Source organism: Anaerovorax sp. IOR16 (assembly GCF_017168145.1).
Lineage (GTDB): Bacteria > Bacillota > Clostridia > Peptostreptococcales > Anaerovoracaceae > IOR16.
Genome location: NZ_JADQTL010000005.1, coordinates 1 through 15221 on the forward strand (window position 1 = coordinate 1; position 15221 = coordinate 15221).

Annotated in this window: 15 protein-coding genes, 1 tRNA gene and 1 riboswitch; of the genes, 14 read left to right on the plus strand and 2 right to left on the minus strand. The window is 33.2% G+C overall.

Annotated elements, in window-relative coordinates; genetic code table 11:
• Positions 1 to 135: 135 nt before the first annotated feature.
• The 6 genes from polA to I2490_RS01570 all read left to right on the plus strand — a co-directional run bounded on the left by polA (position 136) and on the right by I2490_RS01570 (position 7136).
• Complete coding sequence (gene polA / locus I2490_RS01545) at positions 136 to 2841, plus strand: DNA polymerase I (protein ID WP_206458033.1); 2706 nt, start codon at positions 136 to 138, stop codon at positions 2839 to 2841.
• A 19-nt stretch (positions 2842 to 2860) separates the two neighbouring features.
• Positions 2861 to 3448, plus strand: coding sequence for a dephospho-CoA kinase (gene coaE / locus I2490_RS01550; protein WP_206458034.1), 588 nt, complete (start codon positions 2861 to 2863; stop codon positions 3446 to 3448).
• Positions 3449 to 3481: 33 nt separating this feature from the next.
• On the plus strand, positions 3482 to 5083 hold the full coding sequence (locus I2490_RS01555) for an ABC transporter substrate-binding protein (RefSeq protein WP_206458035.1): 1602 nt from the start codon (positions 3482 to 3484) through the stop codon (positions 5081 to 5083).
• A 60-nt stretch (positions 5084 to 5143) separates the two neighbouring features.
• Positions 5144 to 5228: transfer RNA gene (locus I2490_RS01560), tRNA-Leu, on the plus strand.
• A 61-nt stretch (positions 5229 to 5289) separates the two neighbouring features.
• A riboswitch (cobalamin riboswitch) is annotated at positions 5290 to 5496 on the plus strand.
• A 196-nt stretch (positions 5497 to 5692) separates the two neighbouring features.
• Positions 5693 to 5989: a hypothetical protein gene (locus tag I2490_RS01565; protein ID WP_206458036.1), complete on the plus strand. Its 297-nt coding sequence runs from the start codon at positions 5693 to 5695 to the stop codon at positions 5987 to 5989.
• A 280-nt stretch (positions 5990 to 6269) separates the two neighbouring features.
• Positions 6270 to 7136: a uroporphyrinogen decarboxylase family protein gene (locus tag I2490_RS01570; protein ID WP_206458037.1), complete on the plus strand. Its 867-nt coding sequence runs from the start codon at positions 6270 to 6272 to the stop codon at positions 7134 to 7136.
• A gap of 147 nt (positions 7137 to 7283) precedes the next feature.
• On the opposite strand, the gene I2490_RS01575 is transcribed toward I2490_RS01570, so the two are convergent.
• On the minus strand, positions 7284 to 7682 hold the full coding sequence (locus I2490_RS01575) for a pyridoxamine 5'-phosphate oxidase family protein (protein WP_206458038.1): 399 nt from the start codon (positions 7680 to 7682) through the stop codon (positions 7284 to 7286).
• Between the two features lie 116 nt (positions 7683 to 7798).
• Between I2490_RS01575 and I2490_RS01580 the strand changes: the two genes are divergently transcribed.
• The 3 genes from I2490_RS01580 (at position 7799) to I2490_RS01590 (ending at position 10463) form a co-directional block, all read left to right on the plus strand.
• Positions 7799 to 8131, plus strand: a complete 333-nt coding sequence (locus tag I2490_RS01580) for a winged helix-turn-helix transcriptional regulator (RefSeq protein ID WP_206458039.1) — start codon at positions 7799 to 7801, stop codon at positions 8129 to 8131.
• Between the two features lie 145 nt (positions 8132 to 8276).
• On the plus strand, positions 8277 to 9245 hold the full coding sequence (locus I2490_RS01585; protein ID WP_245157046.1) for a DMT family transporter: 969 nt from the start codon (positions 8277 to 8279) through the stop codon (positions 9243 to 9245).
• A 75-nt stretch (positions 9246 to 9320) separates the two neighbouring features.
• Complete coding sequence (locus I2490_RS01590) at positions 9321 to 10463, plus strand: MFS transporter (protein ID WP_206458040.1); 1143 nt, start codon at positions 9321 to 9323, stop codon at positions 10461 to 10463.
• Here I2490_RS01590 and I2490_RS01595 read toward each other — a convergent pair.
• Positions 10454 to 10900 (minus strand): staygreen family protein, encoded by a 447-nt coding sequence (locus I2490_RS01595; protein WP_206458041.1) that lies wholly within the window; start codon positions 10898 to 10900, stop codon positions 10454 to 10456. The two genes, I2490_RS01590 and I2490_RS01595, sit on opposite strands and share 10 nt — an antisense overlap.
• A 173-nt stretch (positions 10901 to 11073) precedes the next feature.
• On the opposite strand from I2490_RS01595, the gene I2490_RS01600 reads away from it, so the two are divergent.
• The 5 genes from I2490_RS01600 to I2490_RS01620 all read left to right on the plus strand — a co-directional run bounded on the left by I2490_RS01600 (position 11074) and on the right by I2490_RS01620 (position 15160).
• Positions 11074 to 11373, plus strand: a complete 300-nt coding sequence (locus tag I2490_RS01600; RefSeq protein ID WP_206458042.1) for an ArsR/SmtB family transcription factor — start codon at positions 11074 to 11076, stop codon at positions 11371 to 11373.
• Between the two features lie 139 nt (positions 11374 to 11512).
• Complete coding sequence (locus tag I2490_RS01605; protein WP_206458043.1) at positions 11513 to 12526, plus strand: permease; 1014 nt, start codon at positions 11513 to 11515, stop codon at positions 12524 to 12526.
• 68 nt (positions 12527 to 12594) lie between these two features.
• Positions 12595 to 12939: a thioredoxin family protein gene (locus tag I2490_RS01610; protein WP_206458044.1), complete on the plus strand. Its 345-nt coding sequence runs from the start codon at positions 12595 to 12597 to the stop codon at positions 12937 to 12939.
• The gene (locus I2490_RS01615) at positions 12940 to 13344 is read left to right on the plus strand and encodes an arsenate reductase ArsC (RefSeq protein WP_206458045.1); all 405 of its coding nucleotides are present in this window, start codon (positions 12940 to 12942) and stop codon (positions 13342 to 13344) included.
• Positions 13345 to 13537: 193 nt separating this feature from the next.
• Complete coding sequence (locus I2490_RS01620) at positions 13538 to 15160, plus strand: bifunctional diguanylate cyclase/phosphodiesterase (RefSeq protein WP_206458046.1); 1623 nt, start codon at positions 13538 to 13540, stop codon at positions 15158 to 15160.
• Positions 15161 to 15221: the final 61 nt, after the last annotated feature.

The window sequence follows — 15221 nt, forward strand, 5'->3', positions numbered from 1 at the left end:
GTTGGAAGAGCAACTCTCTAATACAACGTATGTTTTGCAAAATTATGAAACAATCGAAGAGGATTCCATTGTCTTTCATGTAAATGTTTTGGTGAATGAAAATGGAGAAAATGTGAATGAAGTAAGGAGTATTGTATGGAAACCAACAAAATTATAATTATTGATGGAAACAGTTTGATTAATCGAGCTTATTATGCCATACAAAAACCTATGATGACGAAAGATGGACTGTATACCCATGCGGTGTACGGTTTTCTTAATATGTTAAGTAAAGTGGTAAAAGAGCAAACTCCAGAGTACATGCTGGTAACTTTTGACCGAAAGGCACCAACCTTTCGTCATCTAGAATATGAAGCATATAAGGCAGGAAGAAAAAAGATGCCAATGGAGCTGGCAATGCAATTGCCGCTTTTGAAAGAAGTATTGGAAGCAATGAACATAAAAATGCTTGAAATTGATGGATTTGAAGCAGATGATATCATTGGAACGGCCGCCAAAAAGGCTGAAAAAGAGGGGATGTTTCCTCTGATTGTCTCCGGAGATCGCGATGAACTTCAATTGGCTTCCGAGATGACAAAGGTTATGATTACGAAAAAAGGGATTTCTGAATTTGAGTTATACGATAAGCAAGCGATGATCGATAAATATGGATTTACACCAGAGCAATTTATTGATTATAAAGGGCTTATGGGGGACCAATCAGATAACATACCAGGTCTTCCGGGAGTCGGGGAAAAGACTGCACAAAAACTAGTTTTACAGTTTGGCAGTGTAGAAAATCTTTTAATGCATACTGAAGAAATCAGTAATGCGAAGCTGCGGACAAAGGTAGAAGAAAATGCACAGCTTGCAATGATGAGTAAGCGACTGGCTACCATCTGTACTGAAGTACCCATTGAAATTAATTTTTCTGAGTGCTTTCTACAGGAACCAGATTATACAAAGTTACTGGAACTTTATCAGAAGCTTGAATTTAAAAGTTTAATAAAAAAGCTTTCACAGGAAGGAATTATGATTAATACTTCGAAGGAGGATTCTTTTGCTTGTGATGCGGCTCCGATTTTAATAGAGGTAAAATCATTACAAACAATTACAAAGCCTGAGGAAATGGAAGTACTTAATAAAGCAATTTCCGAGGAAACAACCGTGTATTTAAAGGCTTTTACGGATAACAATCATAAAGGAAAACCAATCATTTATGGAATTTCTCTTTTAGTTGGGGATACTTCTTATTATCTTTGTACAGAGAAAAATGGTGTCTGGGAAGCATTTGTTCAATTATTGAATGCTAATGTTGTTAAATTTTCCGGTCATCAGCTGCAAACAGAGTATTTTGCTTTTTTGTCGAATGGACTTTCGCCAAATTGTTTACACACTGCTTTTGATAGTGCAATTGGACAGTATTTACTTGATCCAACCAGGAGTAAATATGAATTAAAAACACTATTGTTTGATTATACACAGCATGAAATTCCTGATGAGAAAGAGTTTTTAGCAGGAAGTCGTCAGATAGATCTTTTTTCGAATGAATCAAAACAGTATGAGGAATACGGTGCAAAATGGTGTACGGCGGTTGCTTGTTTGGAACCTTTACTAAAAGAAAGACTTTCCACTGATGGGCTAGAAGATGTATTTTATGAAATTGAGTTGCCTTTGATTACTGTTTTAGCTTCGATGGAAAGTCAAGGTGTAGCGGTTCATAAGGATACTTTGATGGAAACCGGTACGAATATTACAAGACAAATTCAGGAACTCACAGATAAAATTCATGAATTAGCAGGTGAATCATTTAACATCAATTCCCCAAAGCAATTGGGAATTATATTGTTTGAAAAGCTTAATTTAAGTGGCGCAAAGAAGACAAAGACAGGTTATGCTACTGGCGCGGGTATTTTGGAACGTTTATTGGATGAGCATCCTATTATTCCTCTGATTTTAGAATATCGTATGCTCACCAAACTAAACAGTACTTATATCGAAGGACTTTTACCTTTGGTGGATTCCGAAGGGAAGATTCATGCGCATTTTCAGCAGACAGTAACAGCTACTGGAAGAATTAGTTGTACAGAGCCAAATTTACAAAACATTCCGATTCGACAGGAATTGGGAAGAAAACTAAGAAAAGCATTCGTACCTGAAAGTGATGAATTTACTTTAGTTGGTGCTGATTACTCACAAATTGAGCTGCGTGTTTTGGCTCATATGTCAGAAGATCCATCTTTGATTGAAGCTTTTAATAACGGAGATGATATTCATAAAATTACCGCAGCAAAGGTTTTTGGAGTGGCTGAAGAAGATGTGACCAGCTTACAAAGAAGCGATGCAAAGGCGGTTAATTTTGGTGTTATCTATGGAATGAGCGGGTTTGGTCTTTCTTCTAACTTAAACATTAGCAGAAAGGAAGCGGAAAAATACATCCAAGAATATTTTAAAAAGTACACCAGAGTAAAAATGTATATGGATGAACAAGTAGCATCTTGTAAAGAAAACGGTTACGTAACAACCATTAAAAATCGACGAAGAAGCATTCCGGAAATCAATGCCAGCAATTATATGGTACGTCAAGCCGGAGAACGTTTAGCAATGAATTCGCCAATTCAGGGAAGTGCTGCCGATATTATTAAAATTGCAATGATTAAGGTGCACAAAGAGCTGATAAAAAACCAAATGAAATCCAGCTTAATCCTTCAAGTGCATGACGAATTAATACTACAGGCGCATAAAGATGAGCTTGATCAGGTTAAGAAATTATTAGTAGAAAATATGGAACAAGCAGTAGAATTACATGTAGTATTATCTGTAGATTTAAATACAGGAGATAACTGGTATGATTTAAAATAGAGATTGGGGTAGATTTAAAATGAAAGTGATTGGTCTAACAGGAGGAATTGGTTCCGGAAAATCAACCGTTTCAAGATACTTAAGAGAAAAAGGAATTGTTGTGTTGGATGCAGATGAAATTGCAAGAGAAATTGTACTTCCTGGAAGTGATACGTTAAACGAGCTTACGGATTTCTTCGGAAAAGAAATCTTACTGGAGGATGGATCTTTAAATCGTAAGAAGCTGGGTTCCATTGTTTTTTCTGACTCCGTAAAAAAATTAAAATTAGATCGAATCATGCATGGTAAAATCATTGAACAAATTCAGAAAAGCTTACAAAAAGAAAGAGAGCAGGGAGTACCTTATGTTATGATTGATGCTCCTTTGTTATTGGAAACCGGTATGGATAAAATTGTGGATCAGGTATGGCTTGTAGAAATGAAGGATGAACTTCGAATTGATCGTGTTATGAAACGTGATAAGTTATCGGAAGAAGAAGTAAAAGCACGTATTTTACAACAAATGAATGCGGAAGAAAAAAGGAAAAAATCACATGTCATAATTGATAATTCTTCAAATTTAGCAAACTTATACGCCAAAGTGGATCAATTACTTTTAAATTTATAAATCATTAAGTATGAATAATTATTGGAGAGCGAAATGTTTAAAAAACGACTTTTACTTATTTTAGCCATTCTGCTGGGATGCACTGGTATTTCCGGTTGCAGTAAAGCAGTTCCTTTTTTATCTGGTTCTGATGAAGAACAACCTCAAGTAATCACATCCAATGAAATTAAAATTCCCATTCAAAAAATACGATCATTAAACCCACTCAATACAGTGGATGAAGATGCTTATTACATGCATAAATTGATTTATGAAGGCTTATTCACTTTGGATGAAACGCTGCAGGCTGTACCGCTTTTAGCTTCCTCTTATGAATATAATCAAGAAAAGGCATCTGTAACGATTAATCTTAAGAATGGGGTAAAGTGGCATGATGGTACTAGTTTAACTGCTGACGATGTAAAATATAGCATTGATACGTATTTATCCGTATTATATTCAAATTCATTTTTGTATAAAGACTATATTAATAAAATAAAGTCAGTATCGGCTAAGGGAAATAAAACTGTTGTAATTACATTTAAATCAGCAAAGGATATGGCAATTGAAAATTTAACGTTTCCAATCATGCCAAAAACTTCTTCTAAAAAGGATAAAAATATACGAACTGCAACAAACGACTTTAAACCAATTGGAACTGGTCGCTATAAAATTAAAAATATCAATGGCGTTCAAGAAATTGCTTTAGAAGGCTTTTATGATTATCATGATGGGAAGGTTCCAAGCAATCAACTGATTTTTAAAACCATTCCAAATCAAATGGATGCTATTAATTTGTTTGAAATACAGGACTTGTCCATTGCATTCTCCAAAGAAATTAATCGAGATACTTTGTTGAATAACAGTGATGTCAATTTGATTTCTTTTCCTTCCAACGAGTTAGAATTGGTTGGTTTTAATATGAATAAAAAAGCATTGAAAGACCGAAGAGTACGAAAAGCAATTGCGTACACCATTGACTCGGAAGAAATTATGGAAACTGGGTACTTTCGCAGCGGTGTATTAAATGATTCACTTTATTATCCAGGTTATTTGGGAAGCAATGGAAAAGAAAGTTTGCTTAAAGTCAATTATGATAAAGCAAAACAACTTCTGGGAAAAGCAGGTTATATTGATCGAGATGGAGACGGGATTTTCGAGAATTCAGAAAATGAAGAGCTTACCATTCAAATTCTGGTAAATGGGAACAACGATTCAAGGAAGGTTGCAGCGCAAATCATAAAGTCTGGATTGGAAAAATTACCAATTCATGTGCAAATTGAAGAGAAAAATTGGGAAGCGTATCAATCTGCCTTAGCAAATAAGGACTATGATATCTATATTGGAGGTTATCGGATTTCAGATAATTATGATATGCGTTTTCTGCTGCATTCTCAGTATTCCAATCCAATCGGATATTCAAATAATAAATTAGATACTTTGCTCGATAAGATGCAATCCGGTATTACAGAGGAGCAGCGTAAAGCTACTTTTTCTGAGATTAAAGAAATTTTGAATGAAGAAATACCGTATTATTGTCTTTTTTATAAAACCTATGGGGCGAATGCATCTCTTAGTTTAAAAGGGAAGATTTCACCTACGTTTTTTGATTTGTATCGTGGCTGTTCTGATTGGAGATGTGAGTTTACTCGTTAAAAAAAACTTTACATCAATGATTTGATATGTTAGAATTAATATCGTGATGAAACACGATATGCGGTCGTGGCGGAATCGGCAGACGCGCACGGTTGAGGGCCGTGTGGGTAACACCGTAAGGGTTCAAGTCCCTTCGACCGCACCAAAATATGCCACTGATTGAAAATCGGTGGCTATCAATTTATAGTAATATAATTTTATAAATAAAGTAATTATGTATTTTATGTTCCATTAGCAGAAATACTGCTGATGGCTAAGATGGAACTCCGGTTAAAATCCGGGACGGTACCGCCGCTGTAAGCGAGGAGTCTGAGCCGTAGCCATAAAAATGGCAGCCACTGAGGAAACTTGGGAAGGTCGGCAAAAGATAATGATACGCAAGTCAGAAGACATACATAAATTTTACACGTATCTCGTTAAAGAGGTTATGGCAATTTTTTGTGCGTGTTGCATATATTTATTAATCCAGTTAAATACGGAACTGTGACTATAAAGTCACAGTTTTTTTATTATGTTAGGAAATATCGTTTGGGATATTGACGAAATAATATATTACCTAGGATGGCATTAGCTACTTTTTATTTATCAAACAGAATGGGGGATAAAAGGATGAACATTAATTGGTTTAAAAATCAGGATAACATTGTATATGCGGAGCTAGACAAGGTTGTTCCCTTACTCTCAAAGGAAACAGGAATATTCGATTTAGAGAAGAAAATTAAGAGTTTTCAAGACAATCCTACCACTGAGGATACAACACTCCGAGGAACGAAGCGAGTTTCCTTGAAGCTTTTCATTCCTAATTTGATATTTGATGAAAAGTTGGAAATGGGGGATAATGTATGGGTATTTATGGGTGAAACTAGGGAATGCTATTGCCTTTATACGCCATGGGAAACTGTATAAACTTAAATAATTAGTTAAATTCCTGCTCAATTTAAAATAGTAAAAAAGATGGATGCCATGTAATTTTATTGCTTGGCATCCATCTTTTTTAAAGAGTTTTTTATAAAAATACCCGAATATTGTGGTAATTTTTTTTTAAGGGTATATAATTAACTTAAAATAGCTATTGAGTAATAGATCATCACTAAGCGTATATGATCTTTGATTGCTCTGTAATTTAGTTGTTAAATGAATTTAGCAAATACAGCATATGTAAAATGATTAGAAAGAGGAGGATTTGATGATGGCTAAATTAATTGATTTTAAATGTCAGTATGCAGATTTTAGGGGGGTTACGCCTGAGTATGCAGCGTCTTTAGGGCTAAAACTGCCGGATTTGTATTTGAATGCGGAAGATATGGTTAAGCTGGCACTGAAAATCAAAGAGGATAATAACAGCAGTTTTTGTAAACTACCGCTGGATACGTGCGTCCAAGCTGAAAACCTTGGTGGAAAGATAAAGTATGATGATTCACCGCTTGGTCCGAGAAAAGATATTGATATTTTAAATGATACGGAAGAAGTCTTAAACCTTCCTGCAATCGATCCATCAAAAGGTAGAATGGCAGAGCTTTTAAAAGCTTGTCAAATGCTGATAGAACAAGGTGAGACCGTTGCCTTAGAAATCAGAGGTATCTTTGATATGCTTAACTCTCTCATGGACATTCAGAAAGTATTTATGACATGTGCAATGAAACAGGATGTAATGAAAAAAGTATGCGATAGAATCAGAAGTGATGTGGTTACTTACTTTCTTGCAGCCGAAAAAATTGGATGCAATTTGTTTTTCTACTCCGATTCTTCGGGCGGAGTTAATATAATAGGACCTAGATTTGGGAAGAAGATGGTAGAATGGTTTACTTATCCACTCATGAAAGAACTATCTGAGGTGCTTTCAGAAAAAACAATCGTACATATGTGTCCAAAAGTTTCATTTATGCTTGTAGGCAGTGGAAAAGCAAAATGGAAAGCGGAAGAAATTCCAGAAGAAACAGATTATTTATCTGCTTATAAAAACAATCCAAATGTAAGATTCACAGGACAAAGATGTAATAAAGAATTAAACCAAACAACAAAAAATAAAATTTACCATTTAATTATAGAATAAACAGATTACTTCTAAATGTTTGTTTTCTATATAGATGATGGGATATTTATATATTACTTAAAAACTGATCGATAAAAAAGCATATAAAAACCGCCATGAATATGAGAAATCAAATCGCATATATTCATATGGCGGTTTTTTATGTATTTACAACTTTATTTCTTCAAAGTTCCCTTTCATATCAGCAATCTCTGCGACTGCATTTTTTAGATAGACCATACCTAATTTTTGACCGGTCGTATCATTATAAATTTGTTTTAATAGAGGCATGGTCTCAAAAGCTTTCATTTGAGCTTCCGAAGAATCATCAATGCAAGCTTCTCCATGAATACGAATCCATTCTTGATCTTTAGAGCAAGTGCAAATTTCAACATTTGGAGTTTTTAATATTTGCTGAAATGTTTTCTTGTGCGTTCCGATTCCAAAGTAAAGCTTTCCATTGTATAGCATGCTAAATCCGAAAGGTCGAACTTTTGGACGTCCTTCATCCACCGTAGCAAAATAAAAAACTGGATTTTCTTTTAGAAATTGAATTACTTTTTCCATTTTGGTCTTCTTTTTGTCTTTACTCATTTAATTTTATTTAGTAAAATTATTTTACCGTACTAAGTTATAACCTACAAGTACGCAAAAAAATATCACTAAGTAAGGAGAATAAGAGTATGACAGAAAAGAAAGAGTGTTGTCCCTGCTCTGATATTTGTCCATTGGAAGATGCAATGAGAATCATCGGAGGTAAATGGAAAGTGCAAATTCTATGTTCATTATATCGGGATGGTTCTACAAGATTTAATGAATTAAAACGAAAAATGAAAGGTATTTCCAATACGATGCTCGCAAATGCTTTAAAAGAATTGGAGCAAGATGGATTAGTAAAGAGAGAGCAGTTTATGGAAATACCTCCGCATGTCGAATATACTGCCACCCCAAAATGTGATGGACTGATTCCTATTTTAATCCAGTTGGCTCAATGGAGCATGAATATAAAATCATAATTTTACTAGTGATTATGAATATTGTATTACACACTAAATTTTCCATTATATGGTTGTGTTTTATATTCTTTATGATACACTGTCTATAGAAAGAAAATAGTGTATATTTTGATAATTTATGCAGTGATAGGAAAGAGTATAAGATATGGAAAAAATGGAAAAGAAGAAAGTTATTATAGGAATCATATGTGTCTTAATCTGTGAATTATTATTTGGTTTCAGCAATATTTTTACTAAAAGAATTACTAACTTAATATCTCCTGTTACTTTATTAAGCTGGCGTTTTATTCTTGCATTTATAGTACTTAATCTTTGCGTCTGCTTACGTATCATTAAACTTAATATAAAAGGGAAATCAATAAAACCGCTATTAATGATTGCAATTTTTCAGCCAATCTTATATTTTATTGGAGAAACATTTGGCATTCAATTTACAACGGCTTCAGAAAGCGGAACCTTTATTGCGTGTATACCGATTGTAACATTAATATGCTCTGCTTTAATTCTAAAAGAGAAGCCGAATAAATGGCAAATAATAGGGATTAGTATTACTGCCATAGGAATTATGTGTATTGTACTTATAAAAGGTATGGAAGCTTCGTTTCATCCGATTGGTTATTTTATGTTATTTCTTGGTGTACTTTCCTATAGCCTATATGCTGTCTTTTCCCAAAAAGCGGCTGATTTTACTGATATAGATAAAACGTATGTTATGATTGCTTTAGGAGCGGTTTTTTTCACTTTAATAGCTTTAATTGAAAATGGAAGAGCTGGAACTATAAACGATTTTATACTGCTTCCAATTACGAACATCGATTTTTTAGTAGCAATTCTTTATTTGGGAATCGGTTCTTCTGTTCTTGCTTTTTTATTGTACAATATTGCTATATCTCATATGGGAACAAATAAAACAGCATCCTTTGCAGGAATCTCTACTATTGTAGCGATTCTAGCCGGAGTTATCATTTTAAATGAACCATTTTCCTTTGGACAACTAATTGGAACTGTTTTAGTTATCGGTGGTGTATATATCGCAAATATTAATGTTGATAAATGTATAAATAGTATAGATTCTACAAATGAGGATATTTTAGAGAATGAAGAAATTATTTGATATTTGAAGTGAATATATGATAATAGATAGCCATGCTAAAATATCATAGGTTCATTTTTATGAAAGGATTGATACATGCAAAATATTATGTATTTAGGGCTTGTTAGTTTCTTTTCTGACATCAGTGCGGAGATGGTTTATCCTTTAATACCCCTTTATCTTGTATCCTCTTTTGGTGCCACTCCTGTTATAGTAGGTATCATTGAAGGAATTGCGGAAAGCATGGCGAGTCTTTTAAAAGTTTTTAGCGGATATTTTACAGACAAATATCAAAAGAAAAAACCGATTGCCTTTTGTGGTTATGCTATGGGGCTTTTTTATAAATTGGCTCTTTTGTTTGCTGCTTCATGGGTTGGAATCTTGCTTGCACGTATCATTGATCGAATCGGGAAGGGGATTCGTACTGCACCACGGGATGTCCTTCTTAGTGAAAGCGCTGATAAAAACAGTATGGGACAAGCCTTTGGCATTCATAAAGCACTTGATATGGCAGGTTCCGCATTGGGTATTTTGATTGCTTACTTGCTGCTTGTAAATGCACAAGGAAATTTTAATTATAAAAAGTTATTTCTTATTTCCATTGTTCCAATGATAATAGGGTTAATTGCATTGCTTCTTGTTAAGGAAAAAACCGAGTCAACGCAGACAAAATTGAGAGAACCGTTTTGGAATGGAATGAAAAAACTTGATGGAAAATTAAAGCTATATTTATTGATTGTATTTATTTTTACTCTAGGAAATTCTTCGAATACATTTCTTTTATTGCGAGCAAAGAGTATTGGATTTAGTGATACAAATGTTGTATTGCTTTATCTGGTCTATAATTTTTCAGCGGCAATTCTATCCTTTCCATTTGGAAAATTATCCGATAAAGTTGGAAGAAAAAATGTATTGGTCGCTGGATATATTGTTTTCGCCAGTGTATATTTTGGATTTGCTTTTGCAACGAATGCCACTACACTAGTCATTTCTTTTATTTTTTATGGATTTTATACCGCATTAATTTCTGGTACGGAACGGGCAATGATTGCAGAGATTTCACCGCCTGCTTTAAAAGGGACAATGCTGGGTTTGCATGCAACTCTTGTAGGAGTTGCGCTCTTGCCTGCAAGTATAATTGCGGGGGCGTTATGGAATGTTTTTGGTGCAGTGGCACCGTTTTCTTTTGGAGCAAGCCTTTCTCTTTTTGCTGCTCTTTTATTAATCCGTTACCTATAGTTTCCAATCGCTCCAAAGTCATAGGTTTTATCATATGCGGGATTGCTTGAAATAAAGTGAATAAGTACTGGAGCATTATCAAGATATGGATATTGATCAAATAAAAAACGATCTGCTTGACGCAATGCTTGCAAAGCAATTGGCATCTGATTGTAGAAAGTAGTATATCTAATTTTTGGATTACCGATTACTCCTTTTCCATCAACTATGACATATCCCATTAGAGCAATATCGTTTTTATCCTGTTCCCACGAAACCCTTACTTCATCTCGCATTCTCGTTATTTGGTCTTCTGCATATTCTTCTGAGATGAATACAAATAATTCCGCAGTGATATCGGAATGGGTAATTGTATATCTTCGCTGCATAACCGGTTCATAAGGAGTCATGGTATCCCGATATTGGACGAATACTTTTTGAGGGTTCAGTTTTTTCATTTTTACACCTTCTTTCTAAGTTTAATTATCATTTTATTGTATGCGAAATAAATTAGAGTGTTCATTCTGAGCGTTTGTTCAAATATATCGTATTTTCATATTGACAAATTTCGATTTATTTGGTAACTTATTTATGAAAGAGTAATACAATGTAATGGAGGTGAGGAGACACTATGTATCAAGAAAATGCAAAGGTATTTAAAGCATTTTGTGATGAAAATCGTTTAATGATTTTGGAGTTGTTGCAAAGTGGTGAAAAATGTGCCTGTAAATTATTGGAGGATCTTCATATTAGTCAGTCCACACTTTCACATCATATGAGGATTCTATGTGATTCTGGGGTTGTAACCGGACGAAAAGAAGGTAAGTGGATTCATTATTCTATCAATCAGGAAGGTAGAGAATATGCAAAAGAATTGTTAGAAAAGCTTACTGAATTAGATTCTTCAGCTAAAAAGGTTTGTTGCAAATAATTACAAAGATTAAATGTAATTAATATAACTGAATTTTGATTAAAAAGCTATCCATAATGATAGCTTTAAAAAAGCAGTATATATCGATAATTTTAGTTATATCAATCTATAAAATTTATTAATAGTAAGGAGATTTATTATGCAAATAATAAAGATGATTTGGCTTTTTTTTCAGAACCAAATATTAGCAATGAAATGGTTAAATACATTAATTGGAAATGTACTTACATCACTGGGATTTGATCTATCAGAACGGATAGGAGGTAGTGTACAGTTTTTTATTTATGACACCATTAAAATTTTTATTTTACTATCCGTATTGATTTTTATTATTTCCTATATCCAAAGTTATTTTCCTCCTGAAAGAACAAAAAAGATATTAGGACAATTTTATGGCATTCGCGCAAATATATTAGCCGCCTTGCTTGGAACGGTAACACCATTTTGTTCCTGCTCGTCCATTCCACTGTTCATTGGATTTTCTAGCGCAGGATTGCCTGTTGGTGTAACGTTTTCCTTTTTAATTTCATCCCCTTTGGTTGATTTAGGATCCTTGATTTTACTTATGAGTATTTTTGGAGCAAAAATTGCAGTTGCCTATGTTATTGTAGGATTAATCTTAGCTGTTATTGGTGGTACCTTGATTGAAAAGATGGGAATGGAAAAACATGTAGAAAGCTTTATTAAATCTGCGTCCTGCGTCGATTTAGAATCTCCCGAGCTTACAAAAAAAGAACGTGTTATTTATGCGAAAGAACAAGTGCAAGCAACCGTAAAAAAGGTATTTTGGTACGTAATTATTGGTGTAGGAATTGGTGCTATTATTCATAATTGGATTCCAGCCGAAATAATACAGTCCATTTTAGGCGAAAAGAATCCATTTTCTGTTCTTCTTGCTACCGTTGTTGGAATTCCGATGTATGCAGATATTTTTGGTACCATCCCGATTGCGGAAGCTCTGTTTGCAAAAGGAGTTGGAATTGGAACCATTCTATCCTTTATGATGGGGGTAACCGCGTTATCTTTACCATCTATGATTATGCTTCGAAAAGCAGTTAAGCCAAAGCTTCTTTTCGTGTTCTTTTCAATTGTATCAATAGGAATCGTAGTAATTGGTTATCTGTTCAATGCGTTTTCATTCTTATTTGTTTAACAAAGTAAAAGGAATAAATGGATAAATAAGAATGCTTAACTATATAATAATATAAGGAGGTCAAAAGTATGGCATTGTTTGGTTTTAGTAAAAAGAAAGAGGAAAAAGGATGTTGCTGTAATCATTGTGGAGAGGAGCAAAAAACAACGGTTGAGATTAAAAAAGAAGAAGATCTTTCCATAAAAGTGCTTGGATCTGGCTGCGCAAAGTGCAATCAGCTGGAAGAAAATACTAAGGAAGCATTAAAGCAGCTTGAAATGGATGTTGAAATAGAACATGTTACAGACTTTTCAAAAATTGCAGCTTATGGAGTTATGAGTACTCCTGCACTTGTAGTGAATGGTCAGGTAGTATCTTATGGTAAAATATTAAAACAAGATGAAGTAATTGAAATATTAAAAAAGGTGAAATAAATGAAAGTCGCATTTATTTGTGTGCATAATTCTTGCAGAAGTCAAATTGCAGAAGCACTTGGAAAGCACTTGGCTTCGGATGTTTTTGAAAGTTTTTCGGCAGGAACAGAAACAAAAGATAGTATCAATCTGGATGCGGTTCGAATGATGAAACAAATTTATGGAATAGATATGACAAAAACACAACATCCTAAACTGTTATCTGAAATTCCATCCATTGATATTGTAGTAACAATGGGCTGTAATGTTAAATGTCCATTTTTACCGTGTAAGCATCGCGAAGATTGGGGTCTTAATGATCCTACCGGTAAAAGTGATGAGATTTTTGAAGATGTGATTCGAAATATTGAAGAAAAAGTACTCGATTTAAAGAATAGAGTTTCAAAAATGCTTATAGAAAAATAGAATTTCAAACAGTATAAAGAATTATCATAAAAATAGCTTGAAAATAACCTGCAAACAAATTTCAATAAAAGCAGGTTATTTTTTAATATTTAAAATTAAATAATTATTAATATTAAATATAAGAATAGATTATAATGATAGAAGCTGTTATAATAAAAACGTCATATAAAATATTTTTAATAAGGTTGAAAAAATGTCAAAAATTTTTATTTATAATTATATAAATTTTAGAAAAAGAATGGTTAAGATTCTTTTCATTGTGTTGTTGATTTTTTTTACGGATGAAACTGTATATTTAACTGGAGGAACACAATCAGCATTTACTCATTTTATGTATATTCCAATATTGATGGCAGCTTTCTGGGGAGACATTAAATTTGCTTCAATTACGGCTCTTATTTGCGGAATTAGCTTAGGTCCGTTTATGTATCGAAATGTTATCGATGAGGTTATGCAAGAACCAAAGGAATGGATTTTTCGTTTAATAATTTTTACACTGATTGGAATCATTATGAGTTTTTTATTTGAGCGTATAAAACAATATAAAATAAAAGAAATTGATAAAGCTTTTTTTAATGAAAAAATCGGATTAGCAAATGCAAATAAATTAAAAATTGATTTAGCAAAACGTATAAAAAGGAAAGAATGTTTTTCTTTGGTTGCCTTTCAAATTGCGAATATGGATCACATCAATCGTTCCATTGATTATAGAATAGGAGAAGCATCATTGGAAAAAGCAATTCATATGTTTTCTGATTCTTCCAGTTCTCATGAGATCTATTATATATATAATAATGAATTTGCAGTTGTTCTGCCGAAATACAATGTAGAAGATACATATATTAAAGCTCTTAAATTTTTAGAAGAATTTAGAGAGCCAGTTTCCATCAAAGGATTTAAGATTGAAATAGTAATGAAAGCTGGGATTGTTCACTGTCCTTCACATAGCTCAAATTCCGATGAATTGTTTAAAAAAATGGAACTAGCTTTGGATCAAGCTTCCAATTCACTCGATCTTTGTGTTTATGATGCAAAACTTGAAAAAAGAAACAAAGAAAAGTATGAAATACAAATGTCTCTTCATGATGCAATTAATAACAAACAGTTTTATCTTGTGTATCAGCCTAAAATTAGTTTAAATGAAAATAAGGTAATTGGTGTAGAGGCACTATTAAGATGGAAGCACCCGCAGAAAGGCTTTATTGATCCTGAGCAGTTTATTTCCATTGCAGAAAATATAGGAATCATAAACGATATTACAAAATGGGTCATTGAAAACACGGTACAACAATTAAGTCAATGGCAACAGAAAGGTTTTTACATAAATGCTGCTATTAATTTTTCTACAAAAGATGTAAAGACTGATGAATTGGTAGAATTTATGAAGAAGTGCATAAAAGAAAATAGGGTAAATCCTGAAAAGATTGAACTTGAAATAACGGAACGAGGTGCTATAAAAAATCTGGACTTTGTGAAATCCTTGTTAAATAATGCAAGGAAGTTTGGTTTTAAAATTTCTATCGATGATTTTGGGACAGGCTATAACTCATTATTTAATTTAATAAAGTTACCAGTGGATCATTTGAAAATTGATAAGTTTTTTATAGATCGAATCAATGATTTAGATGGTCAAATTGCAGTAAAAAACATTATAAATATGGCACACAAATTAGACATTAAAGTGGTTGCCGAGGGGGTAGAAAATCAAAAACAATTGGAATGGCTGAAACAACATGAGTGTGATTACATACAAGGATATTATTACAGTAAGCCTTTATTACCAGATGAATTAATAAAGTACGTTAAAACTTTTTAGCAGCTATATATTGAATGTTTATAGTAGTTAGCAAGAATCTATTGGAATGAATATATTATCA

What these genes read in the sequence shown, in the direction of transcription:
- polA (WP_206458033.1), top strand. Translation starts at nt 136, where the DNA reads ATGGAAACCAACAAAATTATAATTATTGATGGAAACAGTTTGATTAAT.
- coaE (WP_206458034.1), top strand. Translation starts at nt 2,861, where the DNA reads ATGAAAGTGATTGGTCTAACAGGAGGAATTGGTTCCGGAAAATCAACC.
- I2490_RS01555 (WP_206458035.1), top strand. Translation starts at nt 3,482, where the DNA reads ATGTTTAAAAAACGACTTTTACTTATTTTAGCCATTCTGCTGGGATGC.
- I2490_RS01565 (WP_206458036.1), top strand. Translation starts at nt 5,693, where the DNA reads ATGAACATTAATTGGTTTAAAAATCAGGATAACATTGTATATGCGGAG.
- I2490_RS01570 (WP_206458037.1), top strand. Translation starts at nt 6,270, where the DNA reads ATGATGGCTAAATTAATTGATTTTAAATGTCAGTATGCAGATTTTAGG.
- I2490_RS01575 (WP_206458038.1), bottom strand. Translation starts at nt 7,682, where the DNA reads ATGGAAAAAGTAATTCAATTTCTAAAAGAAAATCCAGTTTTTTATTTT.
- I2490_RS01580 (WP_206458039.1), top strand. Translation starts at nt 7,799, where the DNA reads ATGACAGAAAAGAAAGAGTGTTGTCCCTGCTCTGATATTTGTCCATTG.
- I2490_RS01585 (WP_245157046.1), top strand. Translation starts at nt 8,277, where the DNA reads ATGGAAAAAATGGAAAAGAAGAAAGTTATTATAGGAATCATATGTGTC.
- I2490_RS01590 (WP_206458040.1), top strand. Translation starts at nt 9,321, where the DNA reads ATGCAAAATATTATGTATTTAGGGCTTGTTAGTTTCTTTTCTGACATC.
- I2490_RS01595 (WP_206458041.1), bottom strand. Translation starts at nt 10,900, where the DNA reads ATGAAAAAACTGAACCCTCAAAAAGTATTCGTCCAATATCGGGATACC.
- I2490_RS01600 (WP_206458042.1), top strand. Translation starts at nt 11,074, where the DNA reads ATGTATCAAGAAAATGCAAAGGTATTTAAAGCATTTTGTGATGAAAAT.
- I2490_RS01605 (WP_206458043.1), top strand. Translation starts at nt 11,513, where the DNA reads ATGCAAATAATAAAGATGATTTGGCTTTTTTTTCAGAACCAAATATTA.
- I2490_RS01610 (WP_206458044.1), top strand. Translation starts at nt 12,595, where the DNA reads ATGGCATTGTTTGGTTTTAGTAAAAAGAAAGAGGAAAAAGGATGTTGC.
- I2490_RS01615 (WP_206458045.1), top strand. Translation starts at nt 12,940, where the DNA reads ATGAAAGTCGCATTTATTTGTGTGCATAATTCTTGCAGAAGTCAAATT.
- I2490_RS01620 (WP_206458046.1), top strand. Translation starts at nt 13,538, where the DNA reads ATGTCAAAAATTTTTATTTATAATTATATAAATTTTAGAAAAAGAATG.